Below are 19,170 nucleotides of genomic sequence, written 5' to 3' on the forward strand. Positions count from 1 at the left end.
CGGTACAGGCATATAGCGCTGCTGTCGCCCATACTCCTAAAATGCGACGTTTTTTTTTAAAAGTCGTTGCTCAACGGCACCTTCAACTCTATCGAGCCTACTCGCGTGAAAATCCGTCTTTCGATCATCAGCCTGTTCATCGCTTTCACAGGCAGTTTTATCACGCAGAATGTCGCTGCACAGGAAACCATCGCAGCCCCACGGGATACGGCCAAACTGCAAGTCGCCTCGGGCAGCGCGATGTTGCTGGACCTGCAGACGGATAAAGTCGTTTATTCGAGCAACCCGGACGTGGTGGTGCCCATCGCGTCGGTGACCAAGTTGATGACCGGCCTGATCGTGCTGGATGCCAAACAGAACCTGGATGAGTACATCTCCATCACCATCGCCAACACCCCAGAGATGAAGGGCGTGTTTTCCCGGGTCAAGCTCAACAGCGAGCTGTCGCGCCGGGACGTGCTGCTGATCGCCCTGATGTCTTCGGAAAACCGCGCCGCCGCCAGCCTCGCCCACCACTATCCGGGGGGCTATGCGGCGTTCATTGCCGCCATGAACGCCAAGGCGAAGGCGCTGGGCATGACCAGCACCCATTACGTCGAACCGACGGGCCTGTCGATCCACAACGTCTCGACTGCCAGGGACCTGACCAAGCTGCTGATCGCCGCGCGCAAGTACCCTCTGCTGAGCGAACTGAGCACGACCAAGGAAAAGACCGTTACGTTCCGCAAGCCTGTGTACAGCCTGGGATTCCGCAACACCGACCACCTGGTCCACAAGGCTAACTGGGATATCCAGTTGACCAAGACTGGCTTCACCAACCAGGCCGGTCACTGCCTGGTGCTGGTGACGAAAATGGGCAATCGCCCGATGGCGCTGGTGATCCTCGACGCCTTTGGCAAGTACACGCACTTCGCCGATGCCAGCCGGATTCGTAGCTGGGTGGAAACCGGAAAAAGCGCCGCGGTACCAGCGGTGGCCCTGCAATACAAGGCCGCCAAGAATCTCAAGAGCCGCCAGAGTGGCGTGGTGGAAGCCTCCCAATAACCACAGGTTATTTATGGCTTCAAGTCCCCCAGCGGATCATAGGGCTTGGGCTTGCGCTCATCCTTCTTGTCCAGGGGCGCCTTGGCCGGCCCTACCGGATCGACCTGGGGATCCTCAAGATCCGGTGAATCCGGATCGAACCCCAAATCATCGCCGCTGGAATGCTCTGACGAATGTGGCCCCGTAGGTGTTTTCGACTGCGCCATGCGTGCCTCCTCCAATCACGGTCGGAAAATGCCCAACCCTGACGATAAGAGCTTCAGACCTGCCTGGTTGTGCCCGGCAAGTGACGAACGGGGTGAGCGATCAATGCGCCGCTTCCAAGGTCTTGGTGGCCCGCGCCGCGGCTTGTTCCTGCCCTGCCCCGCCCAATTCGACCGCCGCCTTGAGCCACCGCTGCGAGTCGACATTGGCCGGCAGCTGCGTAGGTCGCTGGACCAGCACCGCCCAGCCACCCGCGCTCTGGAAGGCCGACTCGAAGGCACTGAAGCTCATCAATTGCCGCCGGTTCATGCCTGAGCGCAGCAATACCGTCTGCTTCTGACGGTTGTAGCCGGCGAGAATCCCATACCGAGGCTCGGCCCAGAACGCCGAACCGTCGATATAGCGCACCAGCACCGGATAGCCCGCCGCGACCTGTTCCAACAACGCGGGCAGCTTGGCGTCGAGGGGATATACCAGCAACCCGTATTCACGCGCCAGGGTCTGCATATTCAGTTGCAAACCGGCTTCGCCACCCGGCAGGTGCAACGGTTTCTCCAGCAGCCCCGGCGTGATCACCGTGCCTTGCAACGTCAGCAGGGCAGCCAGGGACTGCGGGGCGCCCTGGTACATTTCGCCGCGAAAGAACGGCACGCTGTTAAGTTCCACCCGCTCGGGCAGGCGCTGTACCTGCGGCGACACACTGCCCGCACACCCCACCAGGGCAACGAGGCAGGACAGCGTCAGGACCAGTGATCGAAAAGATGAAATAACCGGCGACATGATGACTCTCTTGTTCAGACGCCCGGCATCCGGGGCCAGGCTTGGGTCGACGATCATAAGGCGCGCACAGCCCTGGGTATAGCCATAACGGCAGTTTTACGAGCGCGATAGAACGAACCGATCCGTGCCCGAGCGCCACGGATCGATTACCTGCAACACTTGGACGACTAGACTGTCCATGTATTAGGTGCGTGATCCCGGACCGGGATAAAAAGGAGGCACAGATGAGCCTGACCACGACAATTCTGATGCTGATATTCGGCTGGCTGAGCGTAGCCACGGCCATGCTGTGGGGTGTGCTCCGGATCACCCGGCGCCATCATCACGCACCACCTGCGCAATCGGAAAAAACCAGAAAACCCGCGCGACACCACGCCACCGCACACTGAGCATTCGCTTTTCAAACCCTAACAAAAAAGCCACCCGGGCCTGGACCCGGGTGGCTTCTGTCTGCCTGGCATCAGGCGTTGTCGGCCAACGCCCTTTCCCTGGCCCGACGGGACAACATGTTCAACACTTCGATCGCCGCCGAGAACGCCATGGCCGCATAGATATAGCCCTTGGGCACATGGGCACCGAAGCCTTCGGCGATCAGCGTCATGCCGATCATGATCAGGAAACCCAGGGCCAGCATCACCACCGTCGGGTTGTCATTGATGAACTTGGCGAGCGGCTCGGCCGCCAGCAGCATCACCAACACCGACACAACGACCGCGATGATCATGATCGGCAAATGTTCGGTCATGCCCACAGCCGTGATGATGCTGTCGATGGAAAACACCAGGTCCAACATCAGGATCTGACCGATTGCTGCAGCAAAGCCCAGGGTCACGGCGGACGTGGCCGACTTGGGGTCATTCGGTGCAGGGTCCATGCTGTGGTGAATTTCAGTGGTCGCTTTCCACAGCAGGAACAGGCCGCCGGCAATCAGGATCATGTCTTTCCAGGAGAACGCCTGGCCCAGGATTTCGATAACCGGTTCGGTCAACTGCACAATGAAGGCAATGGTGCTCAACAAGCCCAGGCGCAGGATCAGCGCCATGCCGATACCGATCCGCCGCGCCTTGGCACGGTGCTGGGCGGGCAGCTTGTTGGTCAGAATCGAAATGAAGATCAGGTTATCGATGCCAAGCACGATTTCCATGACCACCAGAGTTGCCAGGGCGATCCACGCGGTGGGGCTGGCGGCGAGCTGTAGAAGATAATCCATGGGTCAGTCCTGACTGATGTGACGTGTTAGATGGTTTTGGTCGGGGTTTGTGTTTCGTCAGCTTCGTCCGCCGGTTTTTTCTTCGGGCTGATCAACCCGCCGGTGGCTTCGCTGATCGCCTGTTCGGCGGCCTTGTGGGTGTCATCAATGGCCTGCTTGGCGGTTTCCGCAGCCTGGCCCATCAGTTGCTGGGCACTTTTCTCAGCCTGTTCACAACCCGCCAGTGTCGTTACGGACATCACAAGCAGGGCTGCCAGCCCCAGGGATTTGTATGTCATGGAATGAATGCCTCTTGGGAGAATAAAAGGAGCACGAAAGTGGCCCACCAATGGCAAGGCATTCTAGAGACGCGAATACTTCAGGAAAATTCGTATTTTCAGCGGTTATACTTCGGTTTTTACGAAGCAACGTGATCCCATGCTCAACTATCGACAACTGCATTATTTCTGGGTGGTGGCTAAAACCGGCAGCATCGTGCGCGCCTGCGAGCAGTTGAACCTGACCCCACAGACCATCAGCGGGCAGATTTCCCTGTTCGAACAGACCTATAACATCAAGCTGTTTCGCCGCGTCGGACGGCAGCTGGAACTGACCGAGGCCGGCCGCCAGACCTTGCCCTACGCCGAACACATGTTCCAGTTGGGTGGCGAGCTGGAATTGATGCTGCGAGCCCAGCCCAACGAGCAGCAAACCCTGTTTCGGGTCGGGGTGGCGGATGTGGTGCCCAAATCCATCGTCTACCGGCTGCTCGCGCCGACCATGGAGTTGAGTGAGCCGCTGCGCATCACCTGTCGCGAGGACAAGCTCGAACGGTTGCTGGCGGACTTGGCAATCCAGCGTCTGGACCTGGTGATTTCCGACAGCCCGATGCCGACCCACCTGGACATCAAGGGCTACAGCCAGAAACTGGGAGAATGCGGGATCAGCTTTTTCGCCACCGCCGCGCTGGCCGAACGCTACGGGCAGGATTTCCCCCACGGCCTGCATGACGCTCCACTGCTGATTCCCGGGCCGGAAACCGTGGTGCGCAGTCGCTTGCAACGCTGGTTCGCCGAGCAACAGATCCAGCCGCGTATCGTCGGCGAGTTCGACGACAGCGCATTGATGCAGGCCTTCGGCCAATCAGGCAGCGGGATTTTCATCGGCCCGAGCGTGATCGCCGAAGAGGTCAAGCGCCAGTACGGCGTAGAAGTGATCGGCCAGACCAATGCGGTGAGCGAATCCTTCTACGCCATTTCCGTGGAGCGCAAGGTCAGCCACCCCGGCATCGTCGCGATTGCCGAAGGCGCTCGTCGCGAGTTGTTCAGCGCTTAGCAGGCAACACGAGGTTTGAAGGTCATCAGCAGCAACGCCAGCAGGATCGATATGAAGATGAACCCGGCCGCCGCAAACCCGACACTGCCCAGGCCCAAGGTATCGATGACCCGGCCACCGACCATCGCCCCCAGGCCAATCCCCAGGTTGGCCCCGGCGATGTTCAACGATGCGGCAAAGGCCGGGGCCTGCGGAGCCGCCTTCATCAGCCGCACATGACTGACCAGGAACAAGGCCGCCTGGGTTACGCCCCAGATGCCCATTGCCGCCGCCAGCGCGAGGGGCGAATGAATGCTCGGCACCAACGCCACCATGCCGCCGATCAGGAACAGGCAGAAGACCATCGATGCGATCAACGGATGCCGGTCCACCGCCCGACCGCCCAGGGAATTGCCCAGCAGCCCGACGGCGCCGAAGCCCATCAGGCACCAGCCCACCAGGGTGCCATCGAACCCAGCGAGGCGTTCGAGGATATCCGCCAGGTAGGTATAGGCGGTGAACATGCCGCTGAACACCAGGATCGACAACAGCACATGCCCTTGCATCAACGGGCTGCGCAGGATCTTGAATTGCGAACGAAAGCTCACCTGATGCTGGTGCAGGTTGGTTTTCGGCAAGTAGATAAACAGCAGCAAGGCCTTGGCGAAGGCGATGACCGCCAGGATCGCGAACGCACTGCGCCAGCCAAACGCATCGGAAATCAACGTGCCCACGGGAATGCCGAACACCGTGGCACAGACGATGCCAAAGCCGATTCGGGCGATGGCCCGCCCGGCCAACTGTGGCCCGACAATGTCCACCGCCGTTTCACTGGCCAGCGCCCAGAACACCGGCAGGCCCAGGGCCGGGATCAACCGGGCAACGGCCATCACCCAGATGTTGGGGGCAACGGCGGCGAGCATGTTGGCCAGACCGAACATCACCAGCACGCCGATAAACAACTTGCGCCGCTCAAAGCGGGCGAACCAGGCCGTCAGGAATGGCCCGAACGCCGCCACCGTAAACGCGAACAACGTCACCAGTAGGCCGGCCTGGGGGATGCTGACCTGCAAGTCGCGGGCGATAGAGGGCAACAGGCCAACGATGACGAATTCCGTGGTCAGCACCGTAAAACCGGCGGCCGACAACAGGAAAATGGGTAACAGCATGCAGAACTCCAGCGAAACGACGACACCAGCGTTAGCCCAAGGGCCCGCTGGCAGTAAGAAAGTGAGAACGGCAAAGCCTAACAGAATGCGCGCGTCTTACAAACGCATGCCAGGCCCCGGATAAGGGTGACGGACTGTCACAGGTCCGTCAGATTTGTTACCGGCTGTGATAAAGTCCGCGGCCTGCAAACGCCGTACTTTCCCACGGTCCGCTCATGTGGCCTGCCCGCTTGTTGCCCTGACTCGTCGACCGTCGCACACAATAAAATCAGAGATGCCGCTATGACAGCTTCGTCCGTTACCCCTATGCAACGCCTCAAACGCACCAGCCTGGTGACGCAAATCATCATCGGTCTGATCGCCGGTATTGTCCTGGCATGGCTGGCGCCCGACGTGGCCAAGTCCACCGCATTCATCGGCAAGGTCTTCGTGTCCGCGCTCAAGGCCGTAGCACCGATTTTGGTATTCGTGCTGGTCATGGCATCCATCGCCAACCACAAGCACGGCCAGGAAACCCATATCCGCCCCATCCTGTTCCTCTACCTGCTGGGCACGTTCGCCGCGGCGGTGGTCGCGGTGGTTGCCAGTACACTGTTTCCGTCCAGCCTGGTGCTATCGACCCAAGACGTCGCGGTCACGGCGCCCGGGGGCATCAGCGAGGTGCTGCAAAGCCTGCTGCTGAGCGTGGTGGATAACCCGGTCCGGGCGCTGATGGACGGTAACTTCATCGGCATCCTGGCCTGGGCCATCGGCATGGGCATCGCCATTCGTCATGCTGGTCAGACCACCCGCACCGTGCTCGAAGACCTGTCCAATGGCGTGACTGTCATCGTGCGCGTGGTCATTCGCTTCGCCCCACTGGGGATCTTCGGCCTGGTAGCCTCGACCTTGGCCACTTCCGGCTTCGGCGCGCTGCTCGGTTACCTGCACCTGCTCACCGTACTGATCGGCTGCATGCTGTTCGTGGCGTTGGTGGTCAACCCACTCATCGTGTTCTGGAAACTGCGTCGCAACCCCTACCCGCTGGTATTCACCTGCCTGCGCGAGAGCGGTATCACGGCATTTTTCACGCGCAGTTCGGCGGCGAATATTCCGGTGAACCTGGAGCTGAGCAAACGCCTGGGCCTGCACGAAGACACCTATTCGGTGTCGATCCCCCTGGGCGCGACCATCAACATGGCGGGTGCCGCCATTACCATCACCGTACTGACCCTGGCGGCCGTGCATACCCTGGGTATCGCAGTGGATATCCCAACAGCCGTGCTGCTGAGCGTTGTCGCGGCCATTTGCGCGTGCGGCGCATCCGGGGTGGCCGGTGGTTCGCTGTTGCTGATTCCCCTGGCGTGCAGCCTGTTTGGCATTCCCAGCGAAATCGCCATGCAAGTGGTCGCGGTGGGCTTCATCATCGGTGTCCTGCAGGACTCGGCGGAGACGGCGTTGAATTCGTCTACGGATGTGCTGTTCACAGCGGCGGCGTGCCTGGGTGAGGAAGAGAAGCTCGCGCGTACGGCGTAACAACTGCGGTGGCTATTCGGTCGTCATCGTCGGATCGCCGCCCAGAGCAAGCGCTCCCACAGAGGGCAGCGGCGCTCACACAATAGCCGCTACACAACAGATCCCCTGTGGGAGCGAGCTTGCTCGCGATAGCGGCGGTATATCCGCCGAGGATGTGACAGCCACAAAAAAGCCCGGGAACGGCCCACACCGTCCCGGGCTTTTTCATGCCGGCGGGTTAGAACGCGCCCATGTAGTCGCGCTTGCCCACTTCCACGCCATTGTGGCGCAGCAAGGCATAAGTAGTGGTGACGTGGAAGAAGAACTGCGGCAGGCCGTAGGTCAGCAGATAATTCTGGCCGCTGAAGCGCTTCTCTTTCGGCGTCCCTGGACGGGTAACGATTTCGATGCCTTCCTTGCCATCGATCTGCGCAGGGCTGATGCCGTCGATAAAGGCCAAGACCTTGGCGATCAGGGCTTGCAGCTCGGCGAACGTGGTCTCGGTGTCCTCATACTTCGGCACGTCGATCTCGGCAAGGCGTGCAGACACACCTTTGGCGAAGTCCACCGCGATCTGTACCTGGCGCACCAGCGGGAACATGTCCGGGTACAGGCGAGCTTGCAGGAAGGCGTTCGGGTCGATGTTTTTCGCGGTGGCGTGGGCTTCGGCCTTGTTCAGAACGTCGCTCAACGCGTTGAGCATCTGCTTGAAAACCGGGACGGAAGCGGCGTACAGGGAAATAGTCATGGCAATCTCATGCAGGTGGCAGGAAAGAATGAATCAAACGGCTGCGATTATAGCCACGGCTTGTTGCACGACTTGTCTTTTATTGCGCAAGGATTAGGCTAGGCGGCTTCCACAGCATAGGGAACGCGCGATGAGCATCGAAGAACAACAGCAGGCTGAAGAACCACGGCTCAATAGCACGGAAATCCGCATCCTCGGCGCGCTGGTCGAAAAACAGGCCACCAACCCTGAGACCTACCCGCTGACGCTCAACGCCCTGGTACTGGCCTGCAACCAGAAAACCAGCCGCGAACCGGTGATGAACCTCAACCCGGGCCAGGTCGGCCAGAGCCTGCGGGCGTTGGAAGGTCGCGGCTTTACCAAACTGGTGATGGGCAGCCGCGCCGACCGCTGGGAACATCGGGTCGACAAAGCCCTGGAGCTGGTGCCAGCCCAGGTGGTCCTGATGGGCCTGCTGTTCCTGCGTGGCCCGCAAACAGTCAATGAGCTACTGACCCGCAGCGGTCGGATGCACGACTTCGAAGACGCCGAACAAGTGGTGCACCAGCTTGAGCGCCTGATCGCCCGGGGACTGGCGCTGCTGGTGCCACGCCAGGCCGGCCAGCGCGAAGACCGCTATGTGCACGCCATGGGCGATCCGGCGGACATCGAAGCGATTCTCGCCGCCCGCCAGCACCCATTGGAGCGTGGAGCCGGTGGCGCTGTCTCGCTGGAGCGCATCGAAGAACTCGAAGCCCGGATCGCAGCCCTGGAAGAACGCCTGTCGCGGCTGGAATAGCAGTGCCTACGCCGACCGGGCGAAGGTCACGGCTTTTTCAAATTGCTCCAGGTTGGGCCGCACGCCGGTGTACAGCACGAACTGTTCCAGGGCCTGGATCGCAATGACTTCCAGCCCGGTGATGACCCGCTTGCCTTCGGCGCGGGCGCGCACGATCAGTGGCGTTTCCGACGGGATCGCCACGACATCGAACACAGTCTCGGCCGCGACGATGGTCTCGGGCTCAAACGCCAACTGATCGGCCTCCGGGCCGCCAGTCATGCCGATCGGCGTGACGTTGATCAGCATCTGCGGCCGCCGGGTACCCAGGTCAGCTTGCCATTCATATCCCAGGGACTCGGCCAGGGCTCGCCCCGCGGCTTCATTGCGGGCAACGATCAGCCCGTTCTGGTAACCCCCATCGCGCAAGGCACTGGCCACAGCCTTGGCCATGCCGCCGCTGCCGCGCAAGGCAAAGGTCGAGTCCTTGGGCACCGCGTGGCTTTGTAACAACTGGGCGATGGCAATGTAGTCGGTGTTGTAGGCCTTCAGATGGCCGTTGGTATTGACGATCGTATTGATCGACTGGATCGCGGCGGCGGAAGGATCCAGCTCATCCACCAGGGCAATGCAGGCTTCCTTGAACGGCATCGACACACCGCATCCACGAATCCCCAGGGCACGGATACCGCCCACGGCTCCAGGCAAATCCTGGCTGCTAAACGCCTTGTAATAGAAATTCAGGCCCAATTGTTCATACAGGTGATTATGAAAACGCAGGCCGAAGTTTCCGGGACGCCCCGAGAGCGACATGCACAGTTGGGTGTCTTTGTTGGGATTGATCTGCATGCGTGTCTCCTTGCATTCACTTTCGGACAGATGGAAGGGCCGTCGCGAAAGGTCTATTCGATGATGATACCGCCAGGCCCGGCCCTATCTCAGGCCACAGGATGACCCGGCGCGGTCAATAAAAGCGCTACAGACCTTACACAATATTTACCCAACGGCGTTGCAAATCCTGAGAAAATCGCTGTCATAGCAAGTATCCCCGCGACCCTCATCGGGTCTGTTGCAGACCACAGGCGCCGGGGCCGAAACGAGGAACAGCCATGAATCGTAGACTTCCCATCATCGCCCTGCTCATGGGGGCACTCGCGGTCACCGGCCAGGCATCCGCCCACGGTCGTGGTGGTTGGGAGGGGCCCGCCGTTTTTGGTGCCATCGTCGGTTCGGCCATCGTTGGCTCAGCCATCATCAACCGTGATCGGCCGGTGTATGTGCAGCAACCGGTCTATGTCCAGCCGCAGCCGGTCTACTACCAGGCCCCGCCACCGGTCTACTACCAGCCGCAGCCGGTGTATGTAGAGCGACCGATCTACTATCGCCCGGCACCGGTGTATTACGGGCCACCACGGGGCTATTACTACGGCCCACCCCGGGGTCATTACGGCCGCTGGTAACCGGCTCCCGGGCGGCACAAAAAAGCCTGTGATCATTGATCCCAGGCTTTTTCGTGTCCACTGGATAACCCCTGTGGCGAGGGAGCTTGCTCCCTCGCCACAGGGAATTGTCAGACGTGCTCGCTGCTTTTCAGACGGATCGGCGCATGCTCCGCCGCCCCGTGAACAGGCTCAGCCACCACGGGAATCTCGTTGCCATCGCAGTCGTGCAGCTTGCCATCGCTGAAGTAATCACCTTCACGTAGCGCTGCCAGGTCCTGATAGCGCAACACTCGCTCGGTGCCGGCGGCGAAAACCGACTGCTGGTCGGAGTTACCGGCGGTGAAGTGGTTGAACGCCAGGTTCAGCGCGATCGCCATGATCGCCGAAGAACTGATGCCCGAATGGAAAATGGTCGCGAACCAGCTCGGGAAATGGTCATAGAAATTCGGTGCGGCGATGGGAATCATGCCAAAACCAATGGAGGTGGCGACGATGATCAGGTTGACGTTATTCCGGTAATCGACTTTGGACAGCGTGCGGATGCCACTGGCAGCCACGGTGCCGAACAGCACGATACCGGCACCGCCCAGCACCGAGGTCGGCACCGCCGCGATCACCCGGCCCATGAACGGCAGCAGCCCGAGTACCACCAGGAACACGCCACCGGTCGCCACCACGAAACGGCTCTTGATTCCTGTCACGGCCACCAGCCCGACGTTCTGGGCAAAGGCGCTTTGGGTGAAGGAACCGAAGATCGGCGCGATCATGCTCGACAGCATGTCAGCCCGCAAGCCGTTACCCAGGCGCCTGGAGTCGACCTTGGTGTCGATGATCTCGCCCACCGCCAGGATGTCGGCAGAGGTTTCCACCAGGGTCACCATGATCACGATGCACATCGACAGGATCGCGGCGATGTGGAAAGTCGGCATGCCGAAATGGAACGGTGTCGGGAAGCCGAACATCGGGCCTTGGCTGACCGATGAAAAGTCCGCCATGCCAAGGAACACGGCGATGACGGTACCAATGACCATCGCCAACAGAATCGACAACCGGGAGATGGTTGCGCTGCCCATTTTGCTCAGCAATAGCACCAGCACCAGGGTCACCGCCGCCAGGCCGATATTGGCCATGCTGCCAAAATCAGCGGCATGGCTGTTGCCACCCATGGCCCAGCGCGCCGCTACCGGCATCAGGGTCAGGCCGATGGTGGTGATCACGATGCCGGTGACCAACGGCGGAAAGAACCGGGTAATGCGCGAAAACACCGGGGTAATCAGCAAACCAATCAGCGACGCGGCGATCACCGCGCCCAGGATGGCTTGAAAGCCGCCTTCCCCGCCGCTGCCGACAATCGCCACCATGGTCGCCACGCCCGAGAACGATACGCCCTGCACCAAGGGCAATTGACAGCCAAAAAACGGCAGGCCGAGGGTTTGCAGCAACGTTGCCATGCCCCCCGCGAACAATGACGCGGCAATCAACAGACCGATGTCCGCGGGCGAGAGCCCGGCCGCCTGGCCGATGATCAACGGCACGGCGACGATGCCGCCGTACATGGTCAACACATGTTGCAGGCCGTAAGCCATATTCGCGCCGACGCCAAGGTTTTCGTCCTCGGGCCGTGGGAGTGAAACATGGGGCGTTTTCATGGTTCGGGGATTCCCTGTTTTTTGTTATGGGCACACTGTATTCAAAATTCAGGACAAATGTCCATATAGTTGTATACAACTTGTTGCCCTACCCAGGAACAGGTACCCCCGGCCAACAGCCTTCTTATGGCTGGAGCACCTTCACAATCGCCGGTCGCAACAGCTCGCGCGGCGGTACGCGCAGGCCAAACTCTTGTTCGAGCAAGTCAATCAACTCATCGGCATCGGCGATCACCCGGCGTTCGCTCTGCTGCCCTATCCGGTGCACCGCGTAGCTGTTGCCGTTCAAGGTCTTGCGCAACCCGTCACCGGTGCGTGCAACCATCAACCGGCCCATGAACGGGGATTCCGGGTGGCTGCTGACGTACCAATTACCGAGGGTGTAGTCGATGTCTTCCTGGCGTTGCAGATCGAACAGATACATTGGCCGCCATTCGTCGTCGACGTTGGCGCGCAGCAGGTAACCGTCCGCATGGGTTTCGATGCGGTACAGCTCATGGGGGGTGGTTTGGGCCTCACGGCTGTCCAGCAGCAACGGCGCAGTGGGCACCATGCCACCAAAGCCGACGTCGGTGATGTAGCGCACGCCGTCTAACGTCACCAGGCTCAACCGGTGGGTCCGGGCAGCCCAAGAGCCTTCAGGCGCGTTCATCACCACGCGCCCGGTGATGCCGCGGGCGTCGAAACCCAACTCCAGCAACAGCGCAAAAAATAGTTGGTTGAGTTCATAGCAATAGCCGCCGCGCCCTTGTTCGAACACTTTTCGTTCGACCGATTCAAGGTCGATGGGCACGGGTTGACGCAGCAACGTCGACAGGGTTTCAAAAGGGAACTCGGCGGTATGGCGCCGTTGCAGTTGACGCAACGTGTCGAGGGTCGGCGCTGGCGGGGTGTCGAAACCCAGGCGCAGCAGATAGCGGGCCGTGTCGCTCAGTTGGAGGTGACTCATGAGGGGTGTCCTTTTCCAGGGTCGGCGCTACGCTCACGACAAGCGCACCGGTGTTGGGCGCCAGGTATAAGGCATTCCCCTCACAGAGACAACAATCGACCGGGATGCCTCGCCTGGTCACCGCCGCTTGCGTGACGCCAGCCGGATCCAGGTGGGCGCGTGGTCGCTGGGGTGGGGTTGGTTCCGGACCCAGGCGTCCACGCCGGCCTCGCTCAGGTACGCGCTGGCCGCCGGGTTGAGTAGCAGGTGATCGATGCGCAGCCCGGAGTTTTTCTGCCAGTGCTGACGGAAATAGTCCCAGAAAGTGTAGACCCGCTCATCTGGATACAGGTGGCGCAACGAATCGGTCCAGCCCTGGTCCAGCAGTCGCTGGTAGCACGCGCGGCTTTCTGGCTGCAACAGCGCATCCTTGAGCCAGGAGCGCGGGTTGTAAATGTCCATGTCGGTGGGAACTACGTTGTAGTCACCGGCCAGCACCACAGGGTGATCGCTGGCCTGCAACCCTTGGGCGTAGTCGATCAGCCGTTCGAACCACGCCAGTTTGTAGTCGAACTTGGGACCCGGCTGCGGATTGCCGTTGGGCAGGTACAGGCAGCCCACCAGCACGCCATGCACCGCCGCCTCCAGATAGCGACTGTGGCTGTCGTCATCCCCACCAGGCAGGCCTCGGCGGCTCTCCAGCGGCTGCGCGTCACGGGCCAGGATCGCGACGCCGTTCCAGGACGCCTGCCCATGCCAGATCGCCCCGTACCCCACCGACTCCAGTTCCGCCGCCGGGAAATCATTGTCCACGGCCTTGAGCTCCTGCAAACAGGCAATGTCGGGTTTTTCCCGCTCCAGCCATTCCAGCAGGTTGGGCAGCCGGGCCCGGATGCCATTGATATTGAAGGTCGCGATCCGAAGGTTTTTCATAGCGCCAGAACTCGAAATGCCCAGTCACAGTTGTGACCGACAACCGGACTGGGTGGTTGCAACAGGTTTTCAGGAACCCGTTTTCGGCAGGGGCAGGCCACTCTCCAATAAGCGTGCAAAGGCTTGCTTGTCGATCGGCCGGCTGAGGAAATAACCCTGCACCTCGTGGCACTGGTCCGAGCCCAGTGAGCCGAGCTGGGCCAGGGTTTCCACGCCCTCGGCAGTCACCGTCAGCCCCATGGCCTTGCCCAGGTTGATGATCGCCTGCACCACGGCGCGGTCATTGCTGCTGTTGCTCATCGAAGCAATGAAGCGCTTGTCGATCTTGATGCCATCGAATGGATAGGTGCGCAGATAACCGAGGGACGAATAACCGGTACCGAAATCGTCCATGTTCAAGCGCACGCCCAGTTCCTTCAGGGCATTCATGACCTGCAGAGCGCCATCAACGTCGTTGAGCATCACGTTTTCAGTGATCTCCAGTTCCAGGCGACTCGCCGGGAAACGGGTTTCGATCAACACCTGTCGCACATCCTCCACCACATCGCTGCGCTCGAACTGCGCCGGTGACAGGTTGACCGAGACCATCAATTCTCCCGGCCAGGTCAGTGCGGTTTCGCAGGCCTCGCGCAATACCCATCGCGAAAGCGGGACAATCAGGTCGGTTTGCTCGGCCAATGGAATAAAGGCGTCGGGGCTCAACAGGCCTTGGGTCGGATGCTGCCAGCGAACCAACGCCTCGACCGCCACGATCTCCCGACCATCGACGGTGTAGCGCGGCTGGAAATGCAGGACGAATTCGTTTTTCTTCACCGCCTGGCGCAGGTCGCTCTCCAGTTGGCGACGATGCTGGATCTGATCGTTCATCTGCGAAGCGAAATAGCACCAGGTTTTCTTGCCCTCGGACTTGGCCTGGTACAAGGCAATGTCGGCGCAGCGGATCAGTTCTCCGGGTACATACCCCTGGCGCCGGCTGACAGCGATGCCAATGCTCGCGCCGATGTGCAACGAATGGGTTTCGTAGAGGATCGGCTGCTGCAGGCTGTCGATCAGCCGCTCACAGAATCGATCGATCTCAGTGGTGTGCTCCATCCCATTGAGCACTACCACGAACTCGTCCCCTCCCAGGCGGGCCACCAGGTCTTGCTCGCGGGTGCAGTCGCGCAGTCGCTGGGCCACTTCCAGCAACACCGCGTCGCCGGCCGGGTGGCCGAGGGAGTCGTTGATCGGCTTGAAGTTGTCCAGGTCGACCATCAGCAAGGTCAGCGGCGCGGAATGCTCCTTGGCCACCAGCGCATCATCGAGGTGTCGCGCCAGCTTGTTACGGTTCGGCAGGCCGGTCAGTGCATCATGCATCGACAGGTGCTGGACCTGGGCATGGGCCGCCACTTCATCGGTGATGTCACTGGCGGTGCCGCGATAGCCCACCACCTGAGCCTTGTTAAAGATCGGGCGTGCCGATACACGGCAGAAACGCAATTGCCCGGAATGATCACGGTAGGAACAGCGCAAGTTGCTGGCGTTCTGTTCCTCCGTCAACTTGCCCAGCCAGAGGGCAATCGGCGTGGTGTCGCAATACAGCAGTTGTTCGATGTCCTGCCCCAGCCATTGCTGGTCGGAAAACCCGGTGACCGTATTGAAACGCCCCGACAGGTAAGTGATGCGTTGCTGCCCATCGATTTCCCAAATCCAGTCGGAAGCCGCCTCGGCCACGGCCCGGAAGCGCTCTTCGCTGGCCTCCAGGGCATGCGCCGACTGTTCCAGCCGGTCGTAACTGGCGTCCACATGCCGTGCCGTGCGCAACGCATAGCGAGAAAAGTAAGCGGTCAGCAATGCCAGAATCAGCAACGCGCCACCCAGCGGCGGCAACAGGGACCAGAGCAATTGCTGGCCCGGCCGCTCCAGGCGAGACACCAGGCTGAAACCGGTACTGTCCAGCGACACGGCCGGCTGGCCGGGCTCAAGCTCGGTGTCTTTCTTGAGATTCAAGTCGGTGAGGCCATAACTCTTGCCCAACTTGCGCAGCTTGACCGGCGTCAGTTGGTCGACGAACAGCAAGACCGAGGTGCCTTTGGACTCGACCTGGGGCCGTTCGTCGTTGGGCAGGATCACCGAAGCCGTCATGATGGCCGGCCAGCCCTCGAACAAGGTGTAGCGGGTCATGGACATCGTCAGGTCGGGCTGCGCCTGGAGCTGGTCGACCAGGTCCGTCAGCGATGCATTCATATACATCGCGGCATCACCTTGGACATTGCGCCCGCGCACCACGGCATATTTGGTGCGTTGCCGATCAATGACAAACACACCCTCGTATTCATCATTGGTGAACAGGGTCTTGCCCATGTTCTGTTCGGCGTAGGCCCATTGCACATCGACTTCACCGTTGAGGCGCTCGTAGCCCGTGGTCCAGTAGGCATAACTGGCAATGTAGTTTTTCGAAGCGGTAATGCGATTTTCGAGGGCACGCTCGATATAGAAATGCGTCTTGCGCACATCCTCCGCGTCCAGCTTTTGCGCAATATTGAACAACGCGGCAACCGCCACCAGAACGCCCAGGACAAATAGTGCCCCGACCGCCACCACCAGGCGACGGGTAATCGGTGTGTGGCGCGCAGTGTTTGAAGGGGTATCGGCAGCGGAATCCATTGATCTGCTCCTGTCCTGTCAACGCTGGCTCCGATCGAGAACGGTGAGGATCCGCGGCCAGTCATGCTCCCAACCTTAGCACCCGCTGCCTGATCATTTGGCGAGCCCACGGTTTTTTGCGAAAGAACCTACACACCTCGTCTATGGCACCAGCGCAGTGTCTGAACAATGGACCGTGGCACGTTGCCGATGATTCCAACCGATCTCAACGATCCGAGCGCGCCAGTGTATCGAGCCCACCTTCCGTCGATAGCACCGCCACACGGTTGCGGCCGCTGTACTTGGCCTGGTAAAGCGCCGCATCGGCCCGCTGGATGAAGACTTCGATGCTGTCCAGGCTGCTGGGCACAAAGGCATAGCAGCCCAGGCTCACCGTGAGGTAACCGGTCGGAGAGCCGGAATGGATGATGTGCTTGTCGATGACGCTGCGGCGGATCTGTTCGGCCAACGCCATGGCCCCCGAAAGATTGGTGTCGGGCAACAAAACCGCAAACTCTTCGCCGCCATACCGCACCGCCAGATCGGCCTTGCGATGGCAACAGCCCTTGAGCACCTTGGCCACTTCCGCCAGGCAATGGTCCCCGGCCACGTGCCCATAGGCGTCGTTGTAGCGCTTGAAGAAATCGATATCGAGCATGATCAGGCTCAAGGGACTGCGCTGACGGGCGCCCCGCCCGAATTCGACGTCCAAGGCCCGTTCGAACAGACGCCGGTTCGCCAGCCCGGTGAGGCTGTCATGGGTGGCAATCAGCTCCAACGCTTCCTGAGCCTTGCGCAAGTCAGCCTCGATCCGTTCGCTGTTACGTACCTGGCGCACGAATACCCAGCCGAACAAGCAAATGCCCAGCACCACCAGGCCGACAATCAGACTGGATTGGAAAGCCCTGTCATGCCACCCCAACAGGATCGCTTCTTCGGACACCGCGGCACTGACCACCAGCGGATAAGCCTGTAAATGTTGGTGCCCATACAGCCTGACGACGCCATCGATGGCTGATCGGATGATTGCATCGCTGGCCATCACGCTTGCCGCGTCATGCTTGAAGATATTCTCTTCACCCAGCGGATGACCGATTCGCGCCTGATCGAAAGGGCGACGCGCCAACAGTGTCCCGTCAGACAAGGCCAGGGCCATCTCGCCTTGATCATCCAGACTGAAGCTCCTGAAAAATCGGTCGAAGTACGACATTTTGATGCCGGCCATCAACACGCCTTGGAAGTTGCCATCCTGATCGTTCAAACGTCGGGAAACGGGAATGATCCACTCGCCGTTTTGCCGGCTGCGGATTGCCGGGCCGATATGAGCGATCAAGGAGGCATTCTGTTCGTGGAAAGTAAAATACTCCCGATCCGCCACCCCTGCGCCCCTGTGCAGGTTGTCAAAAGAGGTCACCACCCAGTGGCCGTGCTTGTCGAACAGGAACAGGCCATGCAACTGCTCAAGCGATTGCACACGTCGGGCAAAGGTTTGCTGCAAGCGCGGCTGTACGGCGGGACCATAGCCATCGACCTGGATCCAATCCGCCAGGCTGGCCAACACCAGATCAGCTTGGAGAAAGGTGTCCTGGGCCTGCTGGGCCATGGCCCGGGTAAGGGTCGCCGAAGCGACGCGGGCCGACTCCAGATCGTGGCTGCGGGACTGTTCCAGCTGCAGGTAAAGCAAACCGCACAAGCACAGGCACACCGCCGCGATAAACGTCACCGCTGCCTTGAGCAACGGCAGGCGCTTCAAGGCACCGCCAGGGGCATGGAAAGGATCGAGAATAGGGATAGGCAAGCGAATTCCTGAAGGGGGCAAAACATGAGCGAATTCGCTCAAAGCCCCCAATATTCGTGAGCTTAGCCTACCGCTTGTGAGGCGGCAATTTGCCTGTGCAGCAGAGCCGATGGGTGGCTGCAGTGGATCCAAAAAACCGCCTGCCAGCCGATAAAAATGCCCTCTTCAGAACGAAGAAATTCCCCGTGGCGAGGGGATTTATCCCCGCTGGGCTGCGCAGCAGTCCTAAAGCAGTGAACTCAATCTTCCTGGCACACCGAGTTGCCTGGTTTTTTGGGGGCCGCTGCGCGCCCGACGGGGATAAATCCCCTCGCCACAGGCCAGGTTTGTGGCTCTCACCGTACCGGGGGCACCCGGATCTCCCCGGCCCGGCATTGTGTCCTGACGCCCCTGCCACACGCGGCGAACGCCAGGTCCTTGTCCATGCACACTCGCACTTCCGACAATTGAGGTCCGCTGCAAATCACCGCAATGCCCTCTGGCGCAATGCCTGGATTGCTTTGGCGGAACAGCCGGATGATTTCATCAGCCTCGAAATAATACGAGGAGTTGAGCGGTTGCAGCTGCGGTGGGATTTTCACCGCGCCCAAGGCTTTGTCGGCAACCTCCAGGTAGCCCATGGCGCCCAGGCCACTGCAAGTGCCGTGCTTGGACCATTCATGCGCCATCAACTTGCGGGTGGGAAACAAGGTCAGGCCCTTCTGCTGCTCCGCTGCCGTCAACGGCACCTGGGGCGCACAGGATTGCGGCCAGCCGCCCCGGGTGTATTGCGGCCAGAGGCCATGGAGCACAAAGCCGTAGCCCTTGCCGGAACACTGCGCATCCTTCTGGTGAGTCAGGCAGAACGTCGGCGACCAGGACAGCGCCAGCAAATAGTAATCGAATACCCCGGCCACGGATTGCGCCCGTGCATTGCCGGATTCGCGGGCATTGGCCGCTCCCATGGAACCCAGTGTCAGTACCATCAGCACGACAATGGCAAGACGTTGTTTCATTGACCCACTCCTTGGGGCGATTGTGCGAAAGCAAGATGATCGGGCGATGATTGTTCCAACCTTGTGTTTCAAATCTCTGAAGGGCTGTTTTTTACAAGCAA

At 60.4% G+C, this 19,170-nt stretch carries 19 protein-coding genes; 6 read left to right on the forward strand and 13 right to left on the reverse strand.

The window, feature by feature from the left end; all coding sequences use genetic code 11:
* The first annotated feature begins 105 nt into the window (after nucleotides 1–105).
* Nucleotides 106–1,044, forward strand: a complete 939-nt coding sequence (pbpG, locus tag BM300_RS03405) for a D-alanyl-D-alanine endopeptidase (RefSeq protein WP_072346585.1) — start codon at nucleotides 106–108, stop codon at nucleotides 1,042–1,044.
* 11 nt (nucleotides 1,045–1,055) lie between these two features.
* Here pbpG and BM300_RS03410 read toward each other — a convergent pair whose 3' ends face one another.
* Complete coding sequence (locus BM300_RS03410; RefSeq protein ID WP_060738326.1) at nucleotides 1,056–1,250, reverse strand: DUF6021 family protein; 195 nt, start codon at nucleotides 1,248–1,250, stop codon at nucleotides 1,056–1,058.
* Between the two features lie 100 nt (nucleotides 1,251–1,350).
* Nucleotides 1,351–2,028, reverse strand: coding sequence for a hypothetical protein (locus tag BM300_RS03415; protein WP_092345076.1), 678 nt, complete (start codon nucleotides 2,026–2,028; stop codon nucleotides 1,351–1,353).
* Between the two features lie 224 nt (nucleotides 2,029–2,252).
* On the opposite strand from BM300_RS03415, the gene BM300_RS30955 reads away from it, so the two are divergent.
* Nucleotides 2,253–2,417, forward strand: coding sequence for a hypothetical protein (locus tag BM300_RS30955; protein WP_170862005.1), 165 nt, complete (start codon nucleotides 2,253–2,255; stop codon nucleotides 2,415–2,417).
* 71 nt (nucleotides 2,418–2,488) lie between these two features.
* Here the strand turns inward: BM300_RS30955 and BM300_RS03420 are convergent, their stop codons facing one another.
* A complete protein-coding gene (locus tag BM300_RS03420) occupies nucleotides 2,489–3,238 on the reverse strand; it encodes a TerC family protein (RefSeq protein ID WP_092145405.1) in 750 nt (249 codons plus the stop codon).
* Between the two features lie 26 nt (nucleotides 3,239–3,264).
* A complete protein-coding gene (locus tag BM300_RS03425) occupies nucleotides 3,265–3,516 on the reverse strand; it encodes a hypothetical protein (protein ID WP_063322134.1) in 252 nt (83 codons plus the stop codon).
* 139 nt (nucleotides 3,517–3,655) lie between these two features.
* On the opposite strand from BM300_RS03425, the gene nhaR reads away from it, so the two are divergent.
* Nucleotides 3,656–4,552 carry a transcriptional activator NhaR gene (gene nhaR, locus BM300_RS03430; RefSeq protein WP_092145403.1) on the forward strand — a complete coding sequence of 299 codons (897 nt, stop codon included), beginning with the start codon at nucleotides 3,656–3,658 and terminating at the stop codon, nucleotides 4,550–4,552.
* Here nhaR and BM300_RS03435 read toward each other — a convergent pair.
* Complete coding sequence (locus BM300_RS03435) at nucleotides 4,549–5,700, reverse strand: MFS transporter (RefSeq protein ID WP_092344359.1); 1,152 nt, start codon at nucleotides 5,698–5,700, stop codon at nucleotides 4,549–4,551. The two genes, nhaR and BM300_RS03435, sit on opposite strands and share 4 nt — an antisense overlap.
* Nucleotides 5,701–5,982: 282 nt before the next feature.
* Between BM300_RS03435 and sstT the strand changes: the two genes are divergently transcribed.
* Nucleotides 5,983–7,215, forward strand: coding sequence for a serine/threonine transporter SstT (gene sstT / locus BM300_RS03440; RefSeq protein WP_092223871.1), 1,233 nt, complete (start codon nucleotides 5,983–5,985; stop codon nucleotides 7,213–7,215).
* 217 nt (nucleotides 7,216–7,432) lie between these two features.
* Here the strand turns inward: sstT and BM300_RS03445 are convergent, their stop codons facing one another.
* Entirely contained in the window at nucleotides 7,433–7,942 is a 510-nt protein-coding gene (locus BM300_RS03445; RefSeq protein WP_063322138.1) for a DUF1993 domain-containing protein, read from the reverse strand.
* A 130-nt stretch (nucleotides 7,943–8,072) separates the two neighbouring features.
* On the opposite strand from BM300_RS03445, the gene BM300_RS03450 reads away from it, so the two are divergent.
* Nucleotides 8,073–8,720, forward strand: coding sequence for a YceH family protein (locus tag BM300_RS03450; RefSeq protein ID WP_092145395.1), 648 nt, complete (start codon nucleotides 8,073–8,075; stop codon nucleotides 8,718–8,720).
* A gap of 6 nt (nucleotides 8,721–8,726) precedes the next feature.
* On the opposite strand, the gene BM300_RS03455 is transcribed toward BM300_RS03450, so the two are convergent.
* Nucleotides 8,727–9,548: a shikimate 5-dehydrogenase gene (locus BM300_RS03455; RefSeq protein WP_092223869.1), complete on the reverse strand. Its 822-nt coding sequence runs from the start codon at nucleotides 9,546–9,548 to the stop codon at nucleotides 8,727–8,729.
* A gap of 260 nt (nucleotides 9,549–9,808) precedes the next feature.
* On the opposite strand from BM300_RS03455, the gene BM300_RS03460 reads away from it, so the two are divergent.
* Entirely contained in the window at nucleotides 9,809–10,159 is a 351-nt protein-coding gene (locus BM300_RS03460; RefSeq protein WP_063322141.1) for a hypothetical protein, read from the forward strand.
* A gap of 110 nt (nucleotides 10,160–10,269) precedes the next feature.
* Here BM300_RS03460 and BM300_RS03465 read toward each other — a convergent pair whose 3' ends face one another.
* From BM300_RS03465 to BM300_RS03490, 6 genes are all read right to left on the reverse strand, one after another.
* The gene (locus BM300_RS03465) at nucleotides 10,270–11,790 is read right to left on the reverse strand and encodes a nucleobase:cation symporter-2 family protein (protein ID WP_092145391.1); all 1,521 of its coding nucleotides are present in this window, start codon (nucleotides 11,788–11,790) and stop codon (nucleotides 10,270–10,272) included.
* 124 nt (nucleotides 11,791–11,914) lie between these two features.
* Nucleotides 11,915–12,739 carry an arylamine N-acetyltransferase family protein gene (locus tag BM300_RS03470; protein WP_092223865.1) on the reverse strand — a complete coding sequence of 275 codons (825 nt, stop codon included), beginning with the start codon at nucleotides 12,737–12,739 and terminating at the stop codon, nucleotides 11,915–11,917.
* A gap of 117 nt (nucleotides 12,740–12,856) precedes the next feature.
* Complete coding sequence (gene xth, locus BM300_RS03475; RefSeq protein ID WP_063322144.1) at nucleotides 12,857–13,651, reverse strand: exodeoxyribonuclease III; 795 nt, start codon at nucleotides 13,649–13,651, stop codon at nucleotides 12,857–12,859.
* Nucleotides 13,652–13,720: 69 nt separating this feature from the next.
* Nucleotides 13,721–16,297 carry a bifunctional diguanylate cyclase/phosphodiesterase gene (locus BM300_RS03480; protein WP_092344357.1) on the reverse strand — a complete coding sequence of 859 codons (2,577 nt, stop codon included), beginning with the start codon at nucleotides 16,295–16,297 and terminating at the stop codon, nucleotides 13,721–13,723.
* Nucleotides 16,298–16,502: 205 nt separating this feature from the next.
* Nucleotides 16,503–18,074 (reverse strand): sensor domain-containing diguanylate cyclase, encoded by a 1,572-nt coding sequence (locus tag BM300_RS03485; RefSeq protein WP_092223862.1) that lies wholly within the window; start codon nucleotides 18,072–18,074, stop codon nucleotides 16,503–16,505.
* 335 nt (nucleotides 18,075–18,409) lie between these two features.
* The gene (locus BM300_RS03490; protein ID WP_092462013.1) at nucleotides 18,410–19,069 is read right to left on the reverse strand and encodes a ribonuclease T2 family protein; all 660 of its coding nucleotides are present in this window, start codon (nucleotides 19,067–19,069) and stop codon (nucleotides 18,410–18,412) included.
* Nucleotides 19,070–19,170: the final 101 nt, after the last annotated feature.

Origin of the sequence: Pseudomonas sp. NFACC46-3, assembly GCF_900114515.1 — a bacterium.
Taxonomy (GTDB): Bacteria; Pseudomonadota; Gammaproteobacteria; order Pseudomonadales; family Pseudomonadaceae; genus Aquipseudomonas; species Aquipseudomonas fluorescens_Q.